The organism is Yoonia sediminilitoris (assembly GCF_003058085.1).
Classification (GTDB): Bacteria; Pseudomonadota; Alphaproteobacteria; order Rhodobacterales; family Rhodobacteraceae; genus Yoonia; species Yoonia sediminilitoris.
The window spans coordinates 394,881-419,600 of sequence record NZ_QBUD01000001.1 but is presented as its reverse complement, the minus strand read 5'-3'; the positions used below and the strand labels follow the sequence as shown (position 1 = coordinate 419,600).

Genomic DNA, 24,720 nt, shown 5'->3' with positions numbered 1-24,720 from the left:
CTCGTCACATTGGAGTGGGAATGTGCCCAAATCCGTAAAACGGCACCCTTGACGCGCCAATGTTGCGCACGCGTCAAGCTTGCGTGCAGACAATTGCCCCGCATGACGGGGCTGCCCCTTGCAAGGTCGCGCTGAATGTTGCATTTCGGGCGTGGACGCGAAGACGCACAGGAAAAGGCAACCCACATGGCCGACGGCACAATCGATATGCAAGCAAAACCGACCGAAGAAATCTCTGTTCGCGAGGTGTTTGGCATCGACAGCGACATGAAGATCAAAGGTTTTGCGGAACGGTCTGACCGGGTGCCAGAGATCGACCCGACCTATAAATTCGACCCCGATACGACTTTGGCGATCCTTGCAGGCTTTGGCTACAACCGCCGCGTCATGATTCAGGGCTACCACGGCACGGGCAAATCGACCCATATCGAACAGGTGGCCGCGCGGCTGAACTGGCCCTGTGTGCGCGTGAACCTTGATAGCCACATCAGCCGGATCGACCTGATCGGCAAGGATGCGATCAAGTTGCGTGACGGTGTGCAGGTCACTGAATTCCACGAAGGCATTCTGCCATGGGCCCTGCGCAACCCGGTGGCCATCGTCTTTGACGAATATGATGCCGGTCGCGCCGACGTCATGTTTGTGATCCAGCGCGTGCTGGAATCCGACGGCAAACTGACATTGATGGACCAGAACGAAATCATCACGCCAAACCCATATTTCCGCCTGTTCGCCACCGCAAATACTGTTGGTCTTGGGGACACAACAGGTCTGTACCACGGCACCCAACAGATCAACCAGGCGCAAATGGACCGTTGGTCACTGGTCGCAACGCTCAACTACCTCAGCCACGATGCGGAGGCCGCTATCGTTCTGTCCAAGTCGCCACATTACAATACCGACAAGGGCCGCAAGATCGTATCCCAGATGGTCACCGTCGCCGACCTGACACGCACTGCATTCATGAACGGTGATCTGTCCACGGTCATGTCGCCGCGGACCGTCCTGTCATGGGCTGAAAACGCGCGTATTTTCCAGGACGTAGGCTATGCGTTCCGGCTGTCCTTTCTCAACAAATGTGATGAACTGGAGCGCCAGACCGTCGCGGAATTCTATCAGCGTTGTTTCGACGAAGAACTGCCGGAAAGTGCTGCCAGCCTGAGCCTTGGCTAAGGCCCGAACCGGATAAACGATTGCAAGGCGGGGTCTTCCCCGCCTTTTTTTTTGGCCGGTCCCCCAAGGTGTGCGAGCAATTCGATTCAAAAAGTTACCATTTTGCCTTATTTTTGTGCGAATTGCTTAAGACTGTATCTTCATGATCAGTGGTATGAGATGTTTTATCTGTGCATTGACCTTGTGGCTGGCAGTTGTGGCAGCCACGGCCCACGCCCAGACGGTTGACAGACTGCGCACCTTTGCCGATTGCGCGGGTCGGTTGTCGGCGGTGATGGAATATCAATGGATGTTTGACGGCGCGGCCTCTGAACAGACGAAGGCGCAAAGGGCCGCTGTGATTGAACTGATCGAGGCGATCATGCCCCAGGATGCAGGGCGGCAGGTCCTGCACTGGCGGATCACGGCAAAACAGGCGCAGTCGGCCTTGTTGACCCGCGCGACCTTCAACGACGACCCGGGCGATGCTGCATGGGCCATGCAAACGGCAGAACGGTTTCGCGCTGAATGTACATCGATGTTGCTGAGTTAATCGCAAAACCGCACAGGAATGGCCACGCGCATGTCGCAATCCGGTCAGGTTCCACCATCACACTTACCAGAGTCGAACAGTTTGGCCAGAATCGCAGAGTTTGGAGGTGATGATGAAAATGAAGATAGGAACCGCGCTGCCCGAGGGGTATCAGGTCAGCCACGAAGACTTATCGGAGTCGATGACAGCATTGATTGCACATTACCTGCTCCCCTTGTTTGCGGAAAACATGCCTGACGCCATGGCAAAGGCAAACGTCAAAGGCATTGTGACCGAACTGGCCTACCTGTTTGATGAAGGCGAAATCGAGATTGGCGGCAAGATTTATCGCCCACGGATCGCTTTTGTGGATAACACCGGCGCAACACTTCCGGGGTTTAATAAAGTGAAAAACTTTCATGAGATGGTAGACGATCCTTTCGACATCGCACCAGAGGCGAAGATTACATTCGAGGACGTCGAATTTGATGCGGATTAAGGCGGTTTCCCGGCTCTGCCCTCTGGTCATTGCACCCCACGGGTTCTAGTTTGCGAAGCAGCAAAGGACGCCGCCGATGAACAAACCTTCAGACAATCCCGCCGACCCGTTCAAAAAGGCGTTGGCCGAGGCCACGAAAGTCATGGCCGACGATCCGGAACTGTCCGTCACCTATTCGGTCGATCCCGCGGGGCAGACCGCCGAAACCATTCGCCTGCCGCAAGTCAGCCGCCGGATGACAAAGGACGAGGTGCTGCTTGCCCGCGGGACCGCTGACGCCTTTGCCCTGCGCCACAAATTCCATGACCCGAAAGTTGCTGCCCGCTACATGCCGCAGGGCCAGATGGCGCAAGATCTGTACGAGGCAATGGAAACCGCCCGGATTGAGGCGGTCGGCGCGAAATACATGCCCGGCACCGCAGGCAACATTGATGCCAAAATCGGCAATGAGGCGATGCGCAAGGGTTACGACCAGATCACGCAGGCCGCTGATGCGCCGCTATCTGTGGCCGCGGGCTACCTGATCCGTCATCTGGCAACGGGCCGGGATTTACCAAAGGGCGCCGACAATGTCATGGAGCTGTGGCGTGGCTTTATCGAAGAGCAATGCGGCGGCACTTTGGAAAGCCTGTCGGACACGCTTGAGGATCAACAGGCCTTTGCGAAATTTGCCCGCCAATTGATCAGCGACATGGGCTATGGCGATCAGCTGGGCGACGACCCCGACAGCCTTGATGATGATCAGGAAGACAATGCCGAAGAGGGTCAGGACGACCAGCAGGACGAACCCGACAGCACTGGCGATGATGACAATGACGGCGAAGATGCGGATGCATCGCCTGAACAAAGTCAGGACGATACGCAGGATGCATCGCAGGCTGAAGTCAACATGGACGATCAGGCCGATGCCGAAATGGGCGAAGAAACGGAAATGCCCGAGGGAGAGGCCCCGCTGGAGCCGCCTGCCCCGCAGCCTGTGTCTGACGCCGACCCTGACTACAAGGTTTTCTCGACCGAATTTGACGAAGAAATCAGTGCTGCCGATCTGGCCGAACCGGTGGAACTGGAACGGCTGCGCGCCTATCTCGACCAGCAACTGGAGCCCTTGAAAGGGGCGGTGTCGCGTCTGGCAAACAAATTGCAGCGCCGCTTGCAGGCCCAACAAAACCGGTCGTGGGAATTCGACCGCGAAGAAGGCATTCTCGACGCGGGCCGTCTGGCACGTGTCGTGGCGTCACCCACCACGCCCCTGTCATTCAAGGTCGAAAAAGACACCGAATTCCGCGACACGGTTGTCACGCTTTTGCTGGATAATTCCGGCTCGATGCGCGGTCGCCCGATTTCTATTGCGGCGATCTGTGCCGATGTGATGGCGCGGACATTGGAGCGCTGTGATGTGAAAGTTGAGATCCTTGGCTTTACCACCAAGGCGTGGAAAGGCGGCCAGTCCCGCGAAAAATGGCTGCAAGAAGGACGCCCCGCGACGCCCGGACGCCTGAATGATTTGCGCCACATCATCTATAAATCGGCCGACGCCCCATGGCGCCGGACCCGCCCAAATTTGGGCCTGATGATGAAAGAGGGCCTGCTGAAAGAAAATATCGACGGTGAGGCGCTGGAATGGGCGCACCGCCGCATGACTGCCCGGCACGAGCAGCGCAAGATCTTGATGGTGATTTCAGATGGCGCGCCGGTGGACGATTCCACGCTGTCAGTGAACCCCGCGAATTACCTGGAAAAGCACCTGCGCGATGTGATTGCGATGGTCGAAAAGCGCAAGGCGGTTGAACTGGTCGCCGTGGGTATCGGCCATGATGTGACCCGTTATTACGAGCGCGCCGTCACAATTACGGATGTCGAACAGCTGGCAGGTGCGATGACCGAACAGTTGGCGGCGCTGTTTGACAGCGATCCGCGCAAACGCGCACGTGTGCTCGGGATGCGGAAGGCGGGATAGCCTCCGGCGGAAGTTTGATTGGACGAAGAAAGTCAGGGGCCCTGTGTCATGTTCCAAACGTTTGATGTGCAATCTGTTCCGGATCAGGGGCCGCCACGCCTGAAAGCGTTGCGCGCCGCCATGGCCGCAAAAGGCGTTGATTGTTTTTTGGTGCCCCGCGCCGATGCCCATCAGGGCGAGTATGTCGCTCCGCGCGATGCCCGGCTTGCCTGGCTGACCGGGTTTTCCGGATCTGCCGGATTTTGCGCTGTCTTGCAGGACAAGGCCGGGATTTTTGTTGATGGCCGCTACCGTGTGCAGGTGCGCAGTCAGGTTGCCGATGATTTCACCCCGGTCCATTGGCCTGAAGTTCAGTTGGCGGATTGGCTCAACGAACAGATGCCAAGTGGCGGCGTTGTCGGATATGATCCTTGGCTTCATAGTGTAAATGATATCAATACGTTACGGACCAAACTGGAAAAAGCGGTTTTGCAGCCCCTCGACAATCTGGTTGACGTGATCTGGCAGGACCAACCGCCTCCCCCTGCTGCGCTATTCAGTGTTCACCCGCTTGATCAGGCAGGCGAAAGCCACGATGCCAAACGCGCGCGGCTGGCCAGGGAACTTGACGCCAAAGCCGCGATTATCACCTTGCCCGACAGCATTGCATGGCTGCTGAACATTCGTGGCACCGACGTAGAGCGTAACCCGGTCCCCCATGCCTTTGCGATTTTCGATGAAAGCGGTCTTGTTGATTTGTACTGCGGGGAAGGCAAGGCTGCCGATGTGTCCGCGCATCTGGGTGCCGATGTCAGCATCTGTGACGTCGGCGGGTTTCTGGATGCTGTTGCGCAATTGGCCGGTCCGGTGCGGATTGACCCGGACAGCTGCCCTGACCTGATTGCGCAGGTTTTGCGCGACAATGATATCGCACTGAAAGAAGCCCGTGATCCTTGCATCCTGCCCAAGGCCCGCAAGAATCCCACCGAAATCGCAGGCGCCAAAGCCGCACACGCCCGTGACGGGGTTGCGATGGTCCGCTTTCTGGCCTGGCTTGATGCCACCGCACCCGGCGGCACCTTGACCGAGATTGACGTTGTCAAAGCACTGGAAGGCTTCCGGACGCAGACCAATGCGCTGCGTGATATCAGCTTTGATACCATCTGCGGGTCAGGCGCGAACGGGGCGATTGTTCACTACAGGGTGAGCGAGCAGACCAACCGCCCTGTTGCGCAGGATAACCTGCTGCTGGTGGATAGTGGCGGCCAGTATGTGGACGGCACCACCGATATTACCCGCACCATCGCAATTGGCACCCCCTCCGATTTACACAGGTCCTGCTACACCCGCGTCTTGCAGGGGATGATCGCGCTGAGCCGGATTCAGTTTCCCAAAGGCGTTGCGGGCAGACATCTGGATGCGCTGGCGCGTGCCCCGCTATGGCTAGCCGGACTGGATTACGATCATGGTACCGGCCACGGGGTCGGCAGCTACCTGAGCGTACACGAGGGCCCACAGGGCTTTTCGCGCCGGTCAGATGTGCCGCTGGAAACGGGCATGATCCTGTCCAACGAACCGGGCTACTATAAGGAAGGCCATTTCGGCATCCGGATCGAAAATCTGGTTGTGGTACAAGAGGCCGCGGCACAGCCCGGCGATGATGGTCGCGACATGCTGGCGTTTGACACATTGACATTTGTGCCCTTTGATCGTCGTCTTATCGACGTCGGTATGCTGACCCGTGAAGAACGGGACTGGATTGATCGGTATCATGCCGATACAGTCGCACTTCTCGGAGAAAGGCTTGACCAAGAGGCGCGCAATTGGCTGACGCAGGCCTGCGCCCCTTTGTGATCCCGTGCCGATGTGAATGCGCACGATATCAAAGGCGCACGACGTATGTTGAATGAAAGGGCAATGCCATGGCTGACCATATCAAAATCCGGCCTGCCGGTGGAAACTGGACAATTCGCGCAGGCGGCGCGGTGCTGGGCGAAAGCACCAATGCATTGGAACTGATTGAAGGCGATTACCCCCCCGTTATCTATTTCCCGCGCGCCGACATTGCGATGGCGTTTCTTGAACCCAGCGACACGAAATCAACCTGCCCCTACAAGGGCGATGCATCCTACTTTTCCATAGTGGCCAAGAGCGGCCCCATCAAAGATGCGGTTTGGTCCTATGAGGACCCCGCAGAGGCTGTATCGCAGATAAAGGACCATCTTGCCTTTTACACAAGCAAGGTGGCCGTCGAAAAGGTCTGAACCGCAGTCCTCAGGAGTGTTCTTCCGCCGCCGCACTGGCGAGTGCGCGGTTGATCACCCGCAGGGCATCCACATGAAATAACGCGCCCAATAGCTTTGGCGGGCTTCCCTCGCCTGTGATCGAAATGACAGGCACATAATCCCTGTCGGATTGTTCGAAAAGCGGCATTGCCTGTTCAAGGGTGGCGTTCGCATCGACATAGACCCCCTCGGTCACAAGATCCCAGCAGATCTGTTCCGGCGCGCACCGCGGGGCATTCACCGTGCGCAGCAGGTCAGTCACCGCAAAGGTCGTCAGCAGGTAAGTCTGCGGACCTGCGGCGAGCCGCACATTACGCCGCTGTAACTGGGTCAGGAAAAACGACCGGTCCACAAGTTTTGCTGAAATCGCCGTCGAGAGCGACACAGACACCATGACGGCCAGCCCTGTCTGCCAGTCGCCTGTCAGCTCAAATACGATCAGCGTGGTCGAGATCGGCGCGCCAAGGACTGCTGCCGCCAAAGCACCCATGCCCGCGAGCGCGTAAATCGTGCCTTCACCTGACACATTGGGAAAGATCGAAGTTGCCACAATCCCAAACGCCAATCCCGTGAGCGCCCCTACCATCAAAGAGGGCGAGAACACACCGCCCCCCATGCGCCCGCCCATCGTAATTGAAACCGCCACAAGCTTGAGAAGGACAAAAACGACAGCCTCGTGAAAAAGCAACTCTCCGGTCAGTGCTGCCGTTGTTGTCGCATATCCGACCCCCACGATATGCGGCCACCAGATAGCCAGCAGCCCCAATAACGCGCCGGCAACAGCGGGCCGCAGGAACCGTGGCATGCCGGTCCTTTGCTGAACGTAGGTGCCGATATCCTCGGTCCAGAAGATCAGCTTCATCATGATCCCGGCCAGGATACCACACAGCATCCCAAGCAACAGGAAGGCGGGCAATTCAACATAAAACGCCAAGGCGTTCTGGACCGGCAGGACAAACTCGGTGACGTCGCCAAAGGCCAGCCGGTTGATGACGGTGCCTGCCGCTGATGCAATCACAATCGGGGCGAACGCATGCAAGGCGAAATGGCGCAGAACAACCTCCAGTGCGAACAGCGCCCCTGCTAGCGGGGCGTTGAAGCTTGCCGAAACGGCTGCTGCCACGGCGCACCCCAAAAGATCCCGCCCCGTGACCCCATCTGCACGGATCAGCCGGCAAATCGCGGTCGAGATCATCGCCGCCAAATGGACGACCGGCCCCTCGCGGCCTGATGAGCCGCCCGAAGAAAGCGTCACCAGTGATGCCGCCGCCGAAGCCAGACCGCGGCGCACTTCGACGCGCCCCTCGCGCAAGGCCGCGCCCTCGATGACATCGGCCACCGACCGGACCCGACCGTCCGGCGTGAACCGGTCCAGTATGATACCGACAATCAAGCCACCCGATACAGGAACCAACAGCACCCAGTACCAAGGCAGCGCCGCCACTGCCGATGGAATTGTCGCGACATCGTCTGATTGATAGAGAAGAGTTTCGAGTGCTTCGATACCAAGGCGAAACAGCACGGCGGCACAGCCTGCGGCTATGCCGATCACCAGCGCAATAAACCAGAACTGAATTTGGCTCGGGCCCCTTGCCTTCAAAACGACAAGCGCGTCGTGCCAAGAGAGCTTTGCAGCCGCGATCCCCGATCTGAGTTGGGTTTTGATGAAATGCTTCACTTGGTCCTGCAATTTATCAAGAAGGCCCACGCACAATCACGCACGCGCTTTATCTGATCGGAGTCTTAACAGGACAGCCAAGGGACACAACTTTGATCTCAGCAGTGTCTGAGAGCGTCTTGGATGGTTTGAAAAATACAGGTGACTTTCGGGATCATTTCAACGCAAGGCACTCCGAGACGCCATTTTTGAGAAGTGCGACCGTCAATCATTTACAATTCGTAGTCGCGCCATCGCCACATAAAACACCATAAGCGGTAATTTGCCGATGCAAAATTCATCACAACGTTTGAATGTCTGTATTTGACCTTCCGGAATTTGTCTGTTCCGTCCTTGGAAACAAACAACCCTCGCGTTACCTTTATCGTTAATCTGCCGTTAATTATCCACTATGACTGCACCGCGACAGCGCAGAAAACACCCTTAAATCTGCCCTCCAATACGTTGAAAATCATGCTGTTTTAGTTAAAATATGTGCTTTAAAGTCATTGTTTTGAAAGGCAATGCGACTTCCCTATTTTCTTAACGAAATCTCCCAAAAGTTGTTAGGTCAGTGACGGTGACATACTTTGGGACAGGTTGCTGCACGGACCAAATAACTGGTATTTGATTCACATGAGGTCAATTTGATCTCGTGTTGTTAACGAGTGATTGGGTTCGGTTTTGCATTTCGGCGAAAACCTGCTCAGGGTAAACAGAACGGACCGATTGCGGCCTTTCTGGAACGATTTAAGATCGTGCGTGGCGGAGGTGAGTGGCCAAAACGTGCATTGTTACGAGTGGGTTGGGTAACCCGTAAAGTTCTGGGGGCGGTACAGTCAGCAAGAAGCCAACGGCTTTGGACCTGGCAGTACCGCCCTCAATTCATTCAGTTCAGGCTTCAATCAATGCACGCGCGGCATGTCTTGCCGCATCCGTGATCTTGTCTCCTGACAGCATACGCGCGATTTCATCAACACGGGCAGACGCATCCAGCGGGACAACGGTCGAGGTCGTGCTTTGCGCATCCTGCCGCTTTTCAACACGCCAGTGGTGCCCGCCCAACGCCGCGACCTGGGGTGAATGGGTGACAACCAGAATCTGACCCTCTTGCGCCAGTTGCGCCAATCTGCGGCCCACGGCATCAGCGGTCGCCCCCCCGACTCCACGGTCAATTTCATCAAAGATCATCGTCAGACCGGCATCGGCTTGCGTCAAACACACCTTGAGAGCTAGCAGAAAGCGACTCAACTCCCCACCAGAGGCGATCTTGTTGAGTGGTCCCGCCGGGGCACCTGGGTTTGTAGCAACAGTAAATGCAACATCATCTGCGCCTTCGGGGCCGGGCGTACCCTCTGTAATTCTGGTCGCAAATATCGCCCGCTCCATCTTGAGCGGCGCAAGCTCGGCACTCATCGCCGCATCAAGTGCCGCCGCCGCACTGACGCGTTTCCTGTGCAAGGCGTCCGACTTTGTGCCAAAATCAGCGGCCGACTCGTCAACGCTGGCCTGTAACGCCGCCAGATCAGCCGCGCTGTCATCTAGCACCGCCAGACGCGCCCGCAGCCCATCGGCAAAATCGGACAGATCATCGGCAAGCACGCCATGTTTGCGCGCCAGACCTCGAATGGCAAAGAGCCGTTCTTCGACCTCTTCCAATTCGTGCGGATTAAACGACAAGGCATCCAGACAGGCCGAAACCCCTTGCTGCGCCTCATCAAGACTGGCCATGACCTGCTCTAAAGCCGCCAGCGTGGGATCAAGCTGCCCTTCCGCCTTGTCAGCGACGCCAACCAACCATCGCGATGCATCGCTGACCATGCCCTCTGCGCCGTTCAACCCCAGCGCTTCACCAGCCTTGGCAATGTCCTGAATGATCCGTTCGGCCGCCTGCATCAACCTGCGCTGTGTGTCTAACGTGGCCTCTTCGCCCGGCTCCGGCGCAATCTTGTCCAGCTCGGCCACAGCATGCCGCAGGAAGTCTTCCTCCGCCTTGGCCTCTGCCACCAGAGCCTCTGCTTCGGATAGTCGTTTGCGCGCCCTAGAAAGGCTACGCCAAGCGCTGCGGACCTCTGCGATATCATCATCAAGCTGCGCGTAGGTATCCAGCATCTGACGGTGCCCGCGAGCGTTCAGCAACCCGCGATCATCATGCTGCCCATGCAGTTCAACCAGCGTTTCCGACAAAGCGCGCAGAACCTCGCCACTCACACGCCTGTCGTTGATCCATGCCGTCTTGCGGCCATCCTTTGTGTTCACCCGTCTGAGAATCAATTCATCCTCTGCGCTGATCCCCGCGTCAGCCAGAACCGCGAACGCCGCATGACCGGCAGGCAGGTCGAACCACGCCGTCACCTCACCTTGCTCTGCGCCCTGACGCACCAATTCTGCCCGGCCTCGCCAGCCAAGTACGAAACCGAGGCAATCCAGCAAAATCGACTTTCCAGCACCGGTTTCGCCTGTCAGCACATTCAGACCCGGCTGAAACGTAAGCTCCAGCCGGTCAATGATCAGCATGTCACGAATATCGAGCCCGCGTAGCATGTCAGCGGCCCTTGATGGCGGGGGCTAACCCGCGTGGGTCAAAGCCATTCACCACGCACCACCTGCCGGTAGATCGAAGCCAGCCAATTGTCACCAGAGGCCGTCGGACGCAAGCCGCTACCCTTCAACAGGGCAAAGCTTGATTCGTACCATGGGCTGGATCTGTAATTGAACCCAAGGATGGCCCCTGCTGACTGGGCCTCATCGATCAGTCCCAGTGCCAGATAGGCCTCAACCAGCCGGTGCAGCGCCTCTGCGGTGTGAGTGGTCGTCTGGAAATCCTCAACCACGGTTCGGAACCGGTTGACGCTTGCCGCAAAATACCCCCGCTTGAGATAATAGCGCCCGATCTCCATCTCTTTGGCGGCAAGATGATCGAAAGCCAGATCGAATTTCAAAACAGACGTGCGGGCATATTCACTGTCGGGATACTGCTCAATCACCCTTCGTAATGATTGCAGGGCCTGAAAGGTCAACCCCTGATCCCGACCGACCTCATCTATTTGATCATAGTAAGACAACGCCAGCAGATAGGCCGCATAGGGGGCGTCCTCCTCTGCGGGGTAGAAGTCAATGAAACGCTGGGCAGAGGCGCGGCTGTTGGGGTAATCCTCGTCCTTGTGATAGGCGAATGCCTGCATGATCAGTGCACGCTGGGCATATTCCGAATAGGGATATAGCCGCTCAATTTCTCCAAAGGAAAAGGCCGCATCATCGGCATTGCCACTTTCAAGCTGGCGTTCGCCACGCTCAAATATCTGCTGGGCGGTCAAGCTCTCAAGTTGGACATCAGACCCGCCGCTACAAGCCACCAGCAGCGCGAAAGCCGCAACTGCGCCAAACCGAACGAACCTGAGGCTCTTGAAATGACGACTGCCTGCCATGTCTGAATTGTCTACCCTGTGGTCGATCTGAATTTGGGCGCGTCAGCCCTTATCAGCTTCGTCTAGCAGAAAAATTTCCGGTACAAAATGACTTTTACATGCTGTCCGCATCAAGAAAAGGTCAGTTGCCCTCAGGCCACCGCGCGCAGGTCATCCATGCTGACACCGGCACCGGGCAATTGAGCGGCCATCTCGACGTCACAAGTCACCCAGCGCCACGCTGTATCGTCCGCAAACAAGGCGCGCAGCAACGCATTGGTCAGTGCGTGACCAGCCCGGTACCCCCGATAGCAGCCCAACACCGGCGCACCCGCAGTGTAAAGATCACCCAACGCATCCAGCATCTTGTGGCGGACCGCTTCGTCACGATGGCGCAGGCCCCCGGGGCTCAGCACCTTGTCGCCATCCACCACAACTGCATTTTCCATGGTGCCGCCAAGTGCAAGCCCGTTGGCGCGCATCGCCTCAACATCAGATGAGCGGCAGAAGGTGCGGCTGTTGCACAGCTCGCGGACAAATGCACCGTTGGCCAGATTCAGCGTCTTTTGCTGCTGCCCGATGGCCGCGTCTTCGAAATCAATCGCGAACTCAATCTGCAACGTCTTGGCTGGCGACAGCGTCGCGACCGCCTGCCCGTCTGCGACAGACACCTGCTTCATCACTTCGATGGCCCGCAAAGGTGCCGCCAAACCCACAACGCCGGCATTCATGATGTCGCGTACAAAAATCGCAGCACTGCCGTCCAGAATTGGCACCTCTGGTCCGTCGATATCAATCACGGCATTGTGCACACCACACCCGGCAAGCGCAGCCATCAGATGTTCAATCGTCGAAACCGTCACCCCATCGCCATTCACCAGCCGTGTATTCAGCGGCGATACAACGACATTGTTCCACGTCGCAGCAAGGATAGGAAAGCCAACCACATCAACGCGCCGGAATACAATACCGACAGAGGCCGCCGCCGGACGCAAAACCATACGCACCGGCATGCCGGTGTGAAGGCCGACACCAGAAAACGTGACTTTTGATTTCAGCGTTGTTTGCACGATCGGAAAGACCCTTGCGACAGGATGTGAGTGTTGAAAAAGCAGTAATGGGTAAGTGTCCCTGCCTCAACTCACTCTTTGCGACGGACTGAAACAAAAGGACGCACCCGCATAACGTATTGTAATATATAGAAAAAGGGCCGCCAATGGCGACCCTTTGTCATTCTTCAACACAAAAAACTGTTACAGCTTTGACATTTATCAGTTTGCCTGACGGCGCAAGAAGGCAGGAATTTCGATTCGCTCTTGCTCTTCAACCACTTCGGGTTCCTGATGGATCGCTGTCACCTGCGGCTGCTGGCGTGCAGTTTGCTGCGCGCCACCTTCGGCCTGCGCGCCTGTCATACGGTTGATCAGAGAATTGATCCCAAACCGCGGTTTTTCGGCTTCGGTCGCCTGTGGCTGAGGTTGCTGGGCCGGCTTTGGTGCCGAACTTTGGGCCTGACCCGGTGCCCGTGCAACAGCAGCTTGCAGACGCGCCATGGCCTCTGGCGTTGGTGTACCCGGTGCAGGTGCGCGCGGTGCCACAAATGTATCGGCTTCGCTCAGATGCACGTCAGGGCGTGGGGTATAGGCAGGTGGCGGCAAATCGTCTGCGGCAGCGGCAGGTTGCTGGCGCACAGGCTCGGGGTCCGCCACGCGCTGCTGCGGCTCGGGGTCGGCTATGCGCGGCACTTCAAGCTCGGCAAAGACCGGCTGTTCTTCAACGGGAGCCGGTGCTGGCTGCTTTTCAGCAACTGGCGCAGGTGCAGCGGCCGCAGGGACCAGTGGCGCTGCCATCGAACGGCGGGGCAAAGGCGTATCTGCATTGCTCACGGCCGCATCAATGCCGGTTGCGACGACAGAAACGCGCATCTTGCCTTCCATGCCTGTGTCCAATGTGGAACCGACAATGATGTTCGCCTCTGAATCCACTTTTTCGCGGATTTTGTTGGCCGCCTCATCAAGTTCAAACAACGTCAGGTCGTAGCCGCCCGTGATGTTGATCAGAACACCCTTGGCTCCTTCAAGCGAGATTTCATCAAGCAGCGGATTCGCGATGGCTTTTTCAGCCGCCTGAACCGCACGGTTTTCACCGTCTGCTTCGCCAGTGCCCATCATCGCCTTGCCCATCTCGTCCATCACGGCGCGAACATCAGCAAAATCAAGGTTGATCAGGCCCGGACGGACCATAAGGTCAGTCACGCCTTTGACGCCTTGGTAAAGCACATCGTCAGCAAGCGCGAAGGCTTCGGTAAAGGTCGTGTTTTCATTAGCCAGACGGAAAAGGTTCTGGTTGGGAATGATGATCAGAGTGTCAACGACCTTTTGCAGCGCCTCGATACCCTCATCGGCCTGCTTCATCCGCTTGCCGCCCTCGAACTGGAACGGCTTGGTGACAACACCCACGGTCAAAACACCCAATTCGCGGGCAGCCTGCGCGATGATCGGCGCGGCACCTGTTCCGGTGCCCCCACCCATACCCGCAGTGATAAAGCACATGTGCGCACCCGCCAGATGATCAACAATCTGTTCGATGCTTTCCTCGGCAGCCGCAGCACCGACGGTCGCGCGGGCACCAGCCCCCAACCCTTCGGTCACTTTCAGGCCCATCTGGATACGCTGCTCGGCGCGCGCCTGCTGCAGCGCCTGCGCGTCTGTGTTGGCCACGACAAATTCAACACCGTCGAGTTCTTTCTCGATCATGTTGTTCACGGCGTTGCCGCCTGCACCGCCAACACCAAAGACAGTAATACGTGGCTTCAGCTCTTCATGCCCGGGGAGGGATAAATTCAATGTCATACTCGATCCGCCTGTTTTATTGCCCGTGCCCACGAGCGCCTGCTGATTATTAGCGCTACCTTACCCGAGTGGTGCCGAAAGGTCACGCTAAAAACACGAAAAAGCCACCAAATATGGATATTTTTCTGGACTTTCCCGCTCGATATCGGCGCATCGGCAAGATGTTGCGTATTACCAGTTGTCCTTGAACCATTTCACGGCCCGTTTCAGTGATCTGGCCGGGTAGCGATCTGCCGGAATTTCAAAATCCCACCATTCATCCTGTGGATTCGCCGCAAACAAGGTTAGACCGACAGCACTGGAAAAGGCCGGACCAATCGCCGCCTGCGGTAGCCCCTGCACGCGCAACGGACGGCCAAGCCGGACCTGCTGGCCCAGTATCTTGCTCGCGACACCATCCAATCCGGGGATTTGCGATCCGCCACCGGTCAGCACAATCTGCTGGCTTGGCAGATGCTCGAACCCGGCGGCATCCAGCCTGCTACGGACTTCTTCAAGGATTTCCTCGACACGTGGGCGCATAATGCCAATCAGTTCGGCGCGCGACACGGTGCGGCGGTCATGTTCCCAATCTCCGGTATCGCCGCCGATTTCGATCATCTCGCGGTCATCCATCCCGGTGGCCACGACGCCGCCATAGAATGTCTTGATCCGTTCCGCCGTCGCAGTGGGGATTTGCAGGCCCATTGAAATGTCAGAGGTCACATGCTCTCCGCCCATGCGCACGGCATCGGCATAGATCATCTGTTTCTTCATAAAGATCGAGATCCCCGTGGAGCCGCCACCAAGATCAATGCAAGCCGCGCCCAACTCCTGCTCGTCCTCAACCAGCGACGACATGCCCGACACATAGGCCGAAGATGCCAGCCCCGCGAGCTCCAGATCACAGCGTTTGATACAGTAAAACAGGTTCTGAATAGCCGTCGTATCCACGGTCAGCATATGCATGTCAGTGGTCAGCGTGTTGCCAATCTGGCCGCGCGGGTCAGCCAGACCAGAGCGGTGATCCAGCGCGAAGTTGACCGGCTGGGCATGCAGCACTTCGCGGTCCATGCCGTAGTCGGGCACGTCACAGTTGGCCATGACCTGGCTGATGTCCTGTTCTGTCACCATGCCGCCGGACACATCCAGGGTTCCATCAAGGCCATATGACCGGGGCCGCGCGCCTGACAGACAGGCAATCACATGGTCCACGCGCACATCGGCCATCTTTTGCGCCGCCTGAATAGCGGTACGGATGGCGCGTTCGGTTTCCTGCATCGCATCCACCTCGCCAAAACGGACACCACGCGACCGGGTTGTTGCGGCGCCGATGACACGGAACTGGGACTGTCCCGCCATCGAACCAACGCCATCGGCATCGCGAAAGCGTTCCGGCCCGTCAAAGCGCAGGACAAGGCAGGCAATCTTGGAAGAGCCTACATCCAGAACCGCAACAACACCGCGCTGCATCGCCGCTTTGCGCATCTGGCGCATGGCCCTTTGGCTGTCGTAAAGATCACCCATTACTCATCTGCCCCATTGTTAATCTGGATTTCAACGCCGCGCCGCATGGCCAGCGATGCTTCTTCGCTCATGCGCAAGGTCGGCCTTTGCGCGTTGCGCATATCAACGATAACCACATCGCGTTTCAGCATGTCCTGCGCACTATTGAGCGCAATAATCCGGTTGAGCGCGGCAACCGGGCCCTCGGCGGGCAGCAGAATGCGCTGGTCGCGGTCCAGCACGATGTCCCAGCGCCGCTCACCCATGCGCACAACGCCGCGCACCCGGTCACGCAAGGGGCCTGTGCCATTGAAAAGTGCGAGGGCCTGCGCGATGTGCTGCTCGGCCCCGTCGCCGGCAATCAAGGGCAGATCGAGCCTTTCAGAGCGAGTCTGCACCCTGCCCGACACAACGCCATCGGCATCAATCAGGCGCAAGACATTGGCGTCGCGCCACAGCGCCACAGGCACCCGCGGGCTGACATGCACTTCAAGTGCGCCGTCCTGCCCAACGCGAACGCGGGCCGATTTAACGGCCTCCAACGCTTCGGCAGCTTTGCGCATGCCTTCCAGATCAAGTTCGAACGATGACACCGGAAATGTCAGCGGCAGGACGTCCGCCACATCTGACGCCAGCGCACCTGCAACACCGGTGATCTGTAATTCCTGCACCATGAATTGCGGGCGTTCCTGAAAACCGCGCTTGGCGGCCTCGATCCGCGCGGTCAGGGCGGCCCGGTTTTCGGAGTGCGCGAAATAGGATGCGCTTATCGCCGCAATCAGCAGGACCGGCACACCAATGCGCATCGTCGTGCGAATGCCCGGTGTCAGCATCAGACGTTGATAGCGGTAGCCCAGCCTTGAAGGGGCAGGATCGTAGGGCACATCCTTTTTGCGGCGGCGGATCAGCGATCGCATGATGCATCCTCCACGAGCCAGCGACAGAATGCGGGGAAGCCATAGCCCGCATACGCGGCCTGCTCGGGGGCCAGCGACGTGGGCGTCATGCCGGGCTGGGTGTTGGTTTCCAAAAGTATCAGGCCAGCCAGCCCCTTGCTTTCGTCCCAGCGAAAATCAGTCCGGCTGAGCCCGCGACAACCCAGTGCGTGGTGGGCGCGCAGGGCATAATCCAGGCACGCCTCAAAAATTTCGTTTGGTATTTCAGCCGGAATGATATGGCGCGACCCGCCGGGTGCGTATTTCGCCTGATAGTCATACCAGCCATCGGTGATGATATCGGTCACGGTCAAGGCGCGGTCGCCCAACACGGTTGTCGTCAGTTCGCGACCGGGCACAAACTGTTCGACCATCACAACGTCAGGCATATCATCCGCGAGCTGCGGCGGGCCGTTGGCCTCTGCACCTACAATATAGATGCCGACGCTTGACCCTTCATTGTAGGGTTTCACGACATAGGGCGGCGGCATCACATGGGCGGCGCGCACATCGGCGGCCTGCGCAAGCATGCTTTCGGCAACAGGCAGCCCCGCAGCGCGGTAGACCTGCTTTGTGCGTTCCTTATCAAGGGTCAGCGCTGAGGCGAGAATGCCCGAATGTGTGTAGGGAATGCGCAGCCACTCAAGAATGCCCTGCACGGCACCATCTTCACCCCAGCGCCCGTGCAGCGCGTTGAAGACCACGTCAGGTGCAATATCGCGCAAATGCGAGGCCACATCGGGGCCCGCATCGACCTCGATCACTTCGCATCCACTGTCCCGCAAAGCTGCCGCACATTCACGGCCCGACGACAGCGAGACTTCGCGCTCCGCTGAGGGGCCGCCCATGAGGACTGCAACTTTCGGGTTTGCCCTGCTCGACATACCCATCCGCCTTGATCGCAGGTCTTTGTGACCTGTCCGTTTTTGGTGATCCTTGCCTCGGACCATGGCCGTTTTCGGCCTGTTTTCAGCGGCTTACTCAGACAAGAACTGACCAACCCGCTTGATTTCCCATTCTAGCGTGATCGCTTGCGTATCGTAAACCTTTTTCCGCACAAGTTCGCCTAATTCTTCAAGGTCGGCAGCTGTCGCCCCGCCGGCGTTGGTCAGGAAATTCGAATGTTTTTCGTTCATGAGCGCGCCACCGATCCGGGCGCCGCGCATGCCTGCCTCATCAATCACCTTCCAGGCCTTCAACTCATGTGTGTCGTCCGCCTGCCCGGTTGAGGAAAAGCCAGCGGGATTGCGAAAAGTCGAACCGGCCGTTCGGTCCTTTGTGGGCTGGGTTTCGTCGCGTTTGGCCAATTGATCGGCCATGCGCTGGTGCAAAAGATCAGGGTCCGCTTGCGGGGCTTCAAACCGGGCCGCGATGATCACCGCCTGATCCGGCACCACGCTTTGGCGATAGGCCAGTTGCAGGTCATCGCAGCCGACCTGTTTGATTGTACCGTCGCGCAAGACCAGGGTTGCCGACGTTAAAACGTCGGCCACGTATGACCCGTAACAGCCCGCATTCATGCACACTGCACCACCGATGCACCCCGGAATGGTGCGCAGAAATGTCAGGTCCAACCCGGCGTCTGCGGCCCGGCGCGCCACATGCGCGTCAAGCGCTGCCGCCCCTGTCCCGACCGATGTGCCATCAACAGCAATCTGGTTGAAACCGCGCCCAAGCTTCACGACCACGCCCGCCATGCCCCCGTCGCGTACAATCAGGTTGCTGCCAACACCCATTGGAAAGACGGGAACGGCCGGATCAAGGGCCGCAAGGAAAGCGCGCAGATCGTCAACATCGGCGGGCTGAAACAGCACCTCTGCCGGGCCACCGACCCGCATCCATGTCAGTTCCGATAGGGGGCGTTGCGCCGTCAAAATGCCGCGTACGGGCGGAAGTTCAAACATGTGCATCCTTTTTGCCTTTGAGCACGCCAGCAAGACCGCAAGGGAAGGCACACCCCGCTTGGCGCTGATGCACAAGCAGATAACCCGGATCGTCCCGGCCTTTGGCTGCCTCCATCCCAAAATACATCATGACTGTAAACCCGCCCCAAAGCGTGATCCACAATACAAGCCCAGAGCGACACTTCAGCGCCCATGATTCTTTCCCATGAACTGAACGGCGTTCAGGTTACCTCTCAGGACTCTTTTCGATCATCCCGCTTGCGCATCAGATAGCCCAGAAAGCCGCCTGCCCCCGCCCCCAGCATGGCAGGCAAAAAGATCAATAATGCCAATGTCATCGCAAAGACGGGGTCGATCCCAAACGGGCGCCCTGCGGCGTAAAGAAGAACGGCCAGCCCGCCACCAATCACGCAGCTGATTGACAGCGCGAGGCCCGATTTGCCGCCCCGCACAAGTTGCGTCACCCAGATAAATGGAATCAGCGCACAGCCGATCATCACACCCAGAAGCGCCAAGCCCTGCATCCTAAAGCCCTATTTGCCGCCGCATCCAGCGCAACAGAAACAGCAATGGCCACCGCAGCACCATTGCCCCGACGACAAGACCCAGAGCCCCCATCAAAGGCCCGCTGTACCATGTGACCCAAATCAGCAGCGGAACCCCCACCCCGATCAGCACATAGGCCCGCCGCCAATGTTGATCATTCGATGGGATCGATTGCATGATAAAGGCCGCCACAACCCACAGACAAATCGCCAGCAAGGAAAAGATCATTTCGGGACCTCCGGCCGTTCCCCCCGGGCCCGGCGATAGAAATAGATCAAAGGGTTGCGGAACATCGACACGAATGCAAACAGGCCGAGCACCGCAAAGACCCAACCGTAATCATAACCGATCCTTACAATCAGGAAAGGGGCAAGCAGAAGAAGCGTCACGCCGGGCACATATTGCAGGCGCATCGGCAACAAGGCCACCCCCGTAGCCGCCAGGACCCAGACGCACCCTATGAGAAGCGAATAATTCACTCAGCAAGTTTGAGGGGTAAGTCATTGGCCCATGCGCTGATGGTCCCTGCACCCAGACAAATCACCATATCCCCCGGCTTGGCCTGTTCGCGCACGATCCGCGTCAGGTCATCCTGACTGTCGACGATGCGGGCATGCCGGTGTCCGTGGCGGATCAGCCCGGCGACCAGATCGGCATGTGTGGCCCCTGCAATCGGCTCTTCGCCAGCGGCAAAAACCTCGGCAATGCCAACCACATCGGCATCGTTGAAGCAGGCGCAGAATTCGTCGAAATGGTGGTGCAGGCGGGTAAACCTGTGCGGCTGGTGGACCGCGATCACGCGGCCTTTGGTCGATTGACGGGCCGCTTTGAGCGCTGCGGCGATTTCAACCGGATGGTGGCCGTAGTCGTCAATGATCGTGACCCCATCCACCTCCGCAATCCGGGTAAAGCGCCGGTTGACCCCGCGAAACCCCTTGAGCGCCGCGCGGATTTCATCCTTTTTCATCCCCAGATGGCGTGCGACGGCCACGGCGGCCAATGCGTTGGACACGTTATGATCGCCGGGCATTGGCAAAGTGCAGCCTTCGATCATTGCATCCTCGCCCTGCAAGGCGATGTCAAAGTGGGCAGAGCCCGCCTCATACGTCAAATTCACCGCACGCACGTCTGCCTGCGCGTTGAACCCGTAGGTCATGACACGGCGGTCGGTGATCTTGCCCACAAGCGACTGCACGTCAGGATCATCGGTGCAACAGACGGCCAGACCGTAAAAGGGAATGTTCGACACAAAGTCATAAAAACCCTGATGGAGCGCCTCTTCGGTGCCCCAATGTTCCATATGTTCAGGGTCGATATTGGTGACAACCGCAATTGTGGCAGGCAGGCGGTTGAAGGTGCCGTCGCTCTCGTCAGCCTCGACCACCATCCATTCGCCCTGCCCCATGCGGGCATTGGAGCCGTATGCATGGATAATGCCGCCATTGATGACGGTCGGATCAATCCCGCCTTCATCCAGCAGGGCCGCAACCATCGTGGTGGTGGTCGTCTTGCCATGCGTGCCCGCGACGGCCACGTTGGATTTCAGGCGCATTAATTCGGCCAGCATCTCGGCCCGGCGGACAACAGGCAGACCGGCAGCGCGGGCGGCATCCAGTTCAGGATTGCCCGGCTTGATCGCGGACGAGATCACGATCACCTCGGCGCCTTCCAGATTTTCGGCCCGCTGCCCCTCGAAAATGATGGCACCCAGCGATTTCAACCGCGCGGTGATCTTGGAAGCCTTCAGATCAGACCCCTGCACCTGATAGCCATGGTTGATCAGCACCTCGGCAATGCCGGACATGCCGATGCCGCCAATCCCTACGAAATGAATCGGGCCCACATCAAGGGGCAGTTTCGTTGCTGCATTCATAATCGGGTTCCCGTCCATCATTTTGCCTGTCCCTCTGCCAGATTTTCGACCAATTGCACAAGGCGTTCCGTTGCATCCGGAACCCCACAGGCCGCCGCCGCGCGTGACATGCGCATGGCCCCCTCTTCATTTTCCATCACCAGAGCGATCTGCTCGCGCAGCGTATCCACCTCGAACATCGTTTCGGGCATCATGATGGCGGCGCCTGCCTCGACCAATTGCCGCGCGTTGGCCGTCTGCTCATCGCGCACAGCCGCCGCATAGGGCACCCAGATCGCCGGGCGGCCCACAATACTGACATCCGCGACCGTCGACGCACCGGACCGTGCAATCACCAACTGCGCATCGGCCATGCGGCGCGGCACATCATCAAAGAACGGCTGCACATCGGCCGTGATCAACTCGCCTGCGTAATAATCCGTGACCCGCTTGAGATCCTCGGCGCGGGCCTGCTGGTTTACCCGGATATTGCGGCGCAGATGTTCCGGCAGGCTGGCAATGGCGGGAGGGACCACATCAGACAGGATGCGCGCGCCCTGACTGCCGCCCATCACAAGGATCGACATCGGGTAGTCGCCTGGCGGAATATAAGGGGCATTCTGGCGCTCAAGAATGGCAGCGCGGACCGGGTTGCCGGTGTGCACACCGTCAACGCCGCGCGGCAAATCGGTTGGCCATGTGCCGCAGGCGACCCGATTGACCCGTTTTGCAAACACCTGATTGACGCGGCCCAGAACGCCGTTTTGTTCGTGAATCATACGCGGAATACGCAAGACCCAGGCCGCCGACATTGCAGGGATTGCCGGATAGCCGCCAAAGCCCACCACTACCGCAGGCCGGTCACGGAACATGCACCATGTCGCAGCGGCTACACCGGCGACAATACGCAAAGGCACCATGAGCTTGTGCAAGAGACCGCCACGCGCAAAGGTGGCGCTGCCAACCACTGAAATCTCGACGTCGTCCGGGAAATTCCCGGTATAGCGGGCACCACGCGCATCCGTGGACAGGCGCACGCGCCAGCCTTTGGCCAACATCGCCTCTGCCAATGCCTGCGCGGGGAACATATGCCCGCCGGTGCCGCCCGCGGCAATAATCAAGAGCGGCGCGCTCATCTGTTCGCCCTGCGCAGCAAGATATCCTCCATCTCGCCTTGCGGGCGGGTGCGGGTAAAGGCCAGCAACATGCCCACGGCAATGCCGCCCGCAATCAGGGACGACCCACCGTAGCTGACAAAGGGCAATGTCATGCCCTTGGCAGGCAAAAGGCGCACCGCGACGCCCATATTGATCATCGCCTGCACGCCAAAGGCACAGGCAAGCCCGGTGCCTGCAAGGCGAATGAACGGGTCGCGTTCCTTCATCAGGCGCAGCAGGGACCGCACAACGATAATGGTGTAAAGCGCGATAATCAGCAGAACACAGATCAGGCCGTACTCCTCTGCCGCAACCGCAATGATGAAATCAGTGTGCGCATCAGGCAGCGACCATTTCACCTGCCCTTCGCCCACGCCAACACCAAAGAACCCGCCTTCCCGGATGGCGTTAGTAGCATATCCAAGCTGGGTATTGGGGTCCAGATCGGGCGACAGAAAACCATCAATCCGGCGCGCGAAATGCTCTGAATTGGAATAGGCGAACGTGCCGCCGACAATGACGAGCCCGGCCAGAACAATCAGCAACAACATCGGCGCACCAGCCACGAAATACATGACGCCCCACGCAAACAAAATTAGGGCTGCCTGCCCGAAATCGGGCTGCATGGCCAGCATCAGCACAATCACTGTGGCCAAAACAAAGGAATAACTTTTGCCGGGCGGGCCACCAATTTGCTGGCTGGCCGCCAACAGCCAGGCGACCATGACAACAAATCCGGGCTTGAGGAATTCAGAAGGCTGCACCGACGCAAAGCCCAGCGAATACCAGCGCGTCGCCCCCTTGCCAAAATCCGTTCCCAAAACCGGCAGGAAAGCCAGCGCAACAAACGCGGCCAGAAACCCGAGCACCGCAAGCCTGCGGACCAGCGTGGGCGACATCATCGACACCACGAACATGACAACCATCGCCATACCGCCAAAGACCGCCTGCCGGGTCACATAATGAAACGGCTCCAGCCCGTTCTTGGCGGCCAGCGGTGGCGAAGAGGCCAACCCCAGCAACAGCCCGATGCCGAACAGGACCAGAATGCAGGACAATGTCCATTTGTCGATTGTACGCCACCACCGTGGCAAAACCGGATCACCGGAATGTACCGGTGCCGCGCCATAGACCATTTCCGTCATGGATCACCGCCAAACTGCCTCAAACGCCCGGTTTTCCGGGTCTGGAATTACCATAGATGGCATTGGACGCTGATTCTACTAAAAATCGGCTCGCTTGTTCTTTTGGCCAGAAATATCCCCGCCGGAGGCACCTGCGCCCACAAAAGCTTGCACCGCGCGCAATTCCGCGCCACATCAGCGAGATGAACGTGAATACACTGATTATCGGGGCGGGCGCTGCGGGCATGATGTGCGCAGCCCACGCGGGGCCGGGCACGCTGGTTGTCGACCACGCCAAGGCGGCAGGGGAAAAGATACGGATTTCCGGCGGCGGGCGCTGCAACTTCACCAACCTGCACGCCAGTCCTGCCAATTTCATCAGCCAGAACCCGCATTTCTGCAAATCCGCGCTCAAGCGCTACAGCCAATGGGATTTCATGGCGCTCGTCGATCAGCACAACATCCCATGGCATGAAAAAACGCTGGGGCAGCTGTTCTGCGACACCTCTGCCAAGGATATCATTGCCATGTTGCGGGCGGAAATGGACAAGGTCGGCGCGCAGTTGTGGCTGCAATCAGACGTTGGCAAGATCGACCACGATGGCAGCAGCTTTCAGGTCCAGCTGACCAGGGACGGGCGCGAAACCGATATTCAAGCCCGAAATCTGGTGGTGGCCTGCGGCGGCAAATCCATTCCCAAGATGGGTGCGACCGGTCTGGGCTATCAGATCGCGGCCCGGTTTGATTTGCCGGTTGTTGCACCTCGTGCCGGTCTGGTGCCGCTGACCTTTGGGGATGATCGGTTCAAACCCTTGGCGGGCACCGCGACACCGGCACGGGTCAGTGCGGGGACCGCCAGCTTTGACGAAGCCATCCTCTTTACCCACCGGGGGCTGTCCGGGCCTGCGGTGCTACAAGCCTCTTCATATTGGCAAGAGGGTGACAGCATCACCCTGAACCTGACTCCACAAGGATCGCTTCTGTCGTTCCTGCAGGACCAGCGCCGCAGTCAGGGCCGCAAGGCGCTGACAACCGTGCTGGGGAATGTTCTGCCCGGTCGGCTGGTGGATTTCCTGCGCACCGATCTGGCGCTGACAGGGAATATCGCGGACCAAAGCGACGCACAGCTTGGCACGCTTTGCGAAAGCCTGCAAAATTGGACCCTGACACCGGGCGGATCAGAAGGCTACCGCACCGCAGAGGTCACTCTGGGCGGTGTGGATACGGATGCGCTTTCGTCAAAAACAATGGGGGCGAAATCCGTTGATGGCCTTTATTTCATTGGTGAATGCGTCGATGTGACGGGTTGGCTGGGCGGATATAATTTTCAGTGGGCATGGTCATCAGGCTGGGCCGCCGGAAGGGATATCGCACAACGGACCAGATAGGCCTTGCCG

General features: G+C 58.5%; 22 protein-coding genes. 7 read left to right on the top strand and 15 right to left on the bottom strand.

What is annotated here, in order from left to right; translation table 11 throughout:
- Positions 1-186 precede the first annotated feature (186 nt).
- The 6 genes from cobS (at position 187) to C8N45_RS02105 (ending at position 6,383) form a co-directional block, all read left to right on the top strand.
- Positions 187-1,173 carry a cobaltochelatase subunit CobS gene (gene cobS, locus C8N45_RS02130; protein ID WP_108385110.1) on the top strand — a complete coding sequence of 329 codons (987 nt, stop codon included), beginning with the start codon at positions 187-189 and terminating at the stop codon, positions 1,171-1,173.
- Positions 1,174-1,327: 154 nt separating this feature from the next.
- Positions 1,328-1,705, top strand: coding sequence for a hypothetical protein (locus C8N45_RS02125; protein ID WP_133175920.1), 378 nt, complete (start codon positions 1,328-1,330; stop codon positions 1,703-1,705).
- 112 nt (positions 1,706-1,817) lie between these two features.
- Entirely contained in the window at positions 1,818-2,183 is a 366-nt protein-coding gene (locus tag C8N45_RS02120) for a hypothetical protein (protein ID WP_133175919.1), read from the top strand.
- 76 nt (positions 2,184-2,259) lie between these two features.
- On the top strand, positions 2,260-4,140 hold the full coding sequence (gene cobT, locus C8N45_RS02115; RefSeq protein ID WP_108384549.1) for a cobaltochelatase subunit CobT: 1,881 nt from the start codon (positions 2,260-2,262) through the stop codon (positions 4,138-4,140).
- 48 nt (positions 4,141-4,188) lie between these two features.
- Positions 4,189-5,973, top strand: a complete 1,785-nt coding sequence (locus C8N45_RS02110; protein ID WP_108384548.1) for an aminopeptidase P family protein — start codon at positions 4,189-4,191, stop codon at positions 5,971-5,973.
- A gap of 68 nt (positions 5,974-6,041) precedes the next feature.
- A complete protein-coding gene (locus C8N45_RS02105) occupies positions 6,042-6,383 on the top strand; it encodes a DUF427 domain-containing protein (RefSeq protein WP_108384547.1) in 342 nt (113 codons plus the stop codon).
- 10 nt (positions 6,384-6,393) lie between these two features.
- On the opposite strand, the gene C8N45_RS02100 is transcribed toward C8N45_RS02105, so the two are convergent.
- The 15 genes from C8N45_RS02100 to ftsW form a co-directional block, all read right to left on the bottom strand.
- Positions 6,394-8,082, bottom strand: a complete 1,689-nt coding sequence (locus C8N45_RS02100) for a chloride channel protein (protein WP_108385109.1) — start codon at positions 8,080-8,082, stop codon at positions 6,394-6,396.
- Positions 8,083-8,955: 873 nt separating this feature from the next.
- Entirely contained in the window at positions 8,956-10,605 is a 1,650-nt protein-coding gene (gene recN / locus C8N45_RS02095; RefSeq protein WP_108384546.1) for a DNA repair protein RecN, read from the bottom strand.
- Positions 10,606-10,643: 38 nt separating this feature from the next.
- Entirely contained in the window at positions 10,644-11,489 is an 846-nt protein-coding gene (locus tag C8N45_RS02090; protein WP_108384545.1) for an outer membrane protein assembly factor BamD, read from the bottom strand.
- A gap of 131 nt (positions 11,490-11,620) precedes the next feature.
- Positions 11,621-12,538: a UDP-3-O-acyl-N-acetylglucosamine deacetylase gene (gene lpxC, locus C8N45_RS02085; RefSeq protein ID WP_108384544.1), complete on the bottom strand. Its 918-nt coding sequence runs from the start codon at positions 12,536-12,538 to the stop codon at positions 11,621-11,623.
- 201 nt (positions 12,539-12,739) lie between these two features.
- Positions 12,740-14,320 carry a cell division protein FtsZ gene (gene ftsZ, locus C8N45_RS02080; protein WP_108384543.1) on the bottom strand — a complete coding sequence of 527 codons (1,581 nt, stop codon included), beginning with the start codon at positions 14,318-14,320 and terminating at the stop codon, positions 12,740-12,742.
- Positions 14,321-14,491: 171 nt separating this feature from the next.
- Positions 14,492-15,826 (bottom strand): cell division protein FtsA, encoded by a 1,335-nt coding sequence (gene ftsA, locus C8N45_RS02075; protein ID WP_108384542.1) that lies wholly within the window; start codon positions 15,824-15,826, stop codon positions 14,492-14,494.
- Entirely contained in the window at positions 15,826-16,722 is an 897-nt protein-coding gene (locus C8N45_RS02070; RefSeq protein WP_108384541.1) for a cell division protein FtsQ/DivIB, read from the bottom strand. Before C8N45_RS02070 ends, ftsA begins: the two co-directional genes overlap by 1 nt.
- Complete coding sequence (locus C8N45_RS02065; RefSeq protein ID WP_108385108.1) at positions 16,710-17,630, bottom strand: D-alanine--D-alanine ligase; 921 nt, start codon at positions 17,628-17,630, stop codon at positions 16,710-16,712. The genes C8N45_RS02070 and C8N45_RS02065 overlap by 13 nt, the downstream gene beginning before the upstream one ends.
- An 87-nt stretch (positions 17,631-17,717) precedes the next feature.
- Positions 17,718-18,644, bottom strand: coding sequence for a UDP-N-acetylmuramate dehydrogenase (murB, locus tag C8N45_RS02060; RefSeq protein ID WP_108384540.1), 927 nt, complete (start codon positions 18,642-18,644; stop codon positions 17,718-17,720).
- Between the two features lie 233 nt (positions 18,645-18,877).
- The gene (locus C8N45_RS02055) at positions 18,878-19,168 is read right to left on the bottom strand and encodes a UDP-N-acetylmuramate--alanine ligase (RefSeq protein ID WP_108384539.1); all 291 of its coding nucleotides are present in this window, start codon (positions 19,166-19,168) and stop codon (positions 18,878-18,880) included.
- Position 19,169: 1 nt separating this feature from the next.
- Positions 19,170-19,418, bottom strand: coding sequence for a DUF2484 family protein (locus C8N45_RS02050; protein ID WP_108384538.1), 249 nt, complete (start codon positions 19,416-19,418; stop codon positions 19,170-19,172).
- Positions 19,415-19,669 (bottom strand): DUF2484 family protein, encoded by a 255-nt coding sequence (locus C8N45_RS02045; protein ID WP_108384537.1) that lies wholly within the window; start codon positions 19,667-19,669, stop codon positions 19,415-19,417. The genes C8N45_RS02050 and C8N45_RS02045 overlap by 4 nt, the downstream gene beginning before the upstream one ends.
- Positions 19,666-21,063: a UDP-N-acetylmuramate--L-alanine ligase gene (gene murC / locus C8N45_RS02040; RefSeq protein WP_181868899.1), complete on the bottom strand. Its 1,398-nt coding sequence runs from the start codon at positions 21,061-21,063 to the stop codon at positions 19,666-19,668. Before murC ends, C8N45_RS02045 begins: the two co-directional genes overlap by 4 nt.
- Before the next feature lie 17 nt (positions 21,064-21,080).
- Positions 21,081-22,178 carry a UDP-N-acetylglucosamine--N-acetylmuramyl-(pentapeptide) pyrophosphoryl-undecaprenol N-acetylglucosamine transferase gene (locus C8N45_RS02035; protein ID WP_108384535.1) on the bottom strand — a complete coding sequence of 366 codons (1,098 nt, stop codon included), beginning with the start codon at positions 22,176-22,178 and terminating at the stop codon, positions 21,081-21,083.
- Entirely contained in the window at positions 22,175-23,344 is a 1,170-nt protein-coding gene (gene ftsW / locus C8N45_RS02030; RefSeq protein WP_108384534.1) for a putative lipid II flippase FtsW, read from the bottom strand. The genes C8N45_RS02035 and ftsW overlap by 4 nt, the downstream gene beginning before the upstream one ends.
- 182 nt (positions 23,345-23,526) lie before the next feature.
- Between ftsW and C8N45_RS02025 the strand changes: the two genes are divergently transcribed.
- Entirely contained in the window at positions 23,527-24,711 is a 1,185-nt protein-coding gene (locus C8N45_RS02025) for a BaiN/RdsA family NAD(P)/FAD-dependent oxidoreductase (RefSeq protein ID WP_108384533.1), read from the top strand.
- Positions 24,712-24,720 lie beyond the last annotated feature (9 nt).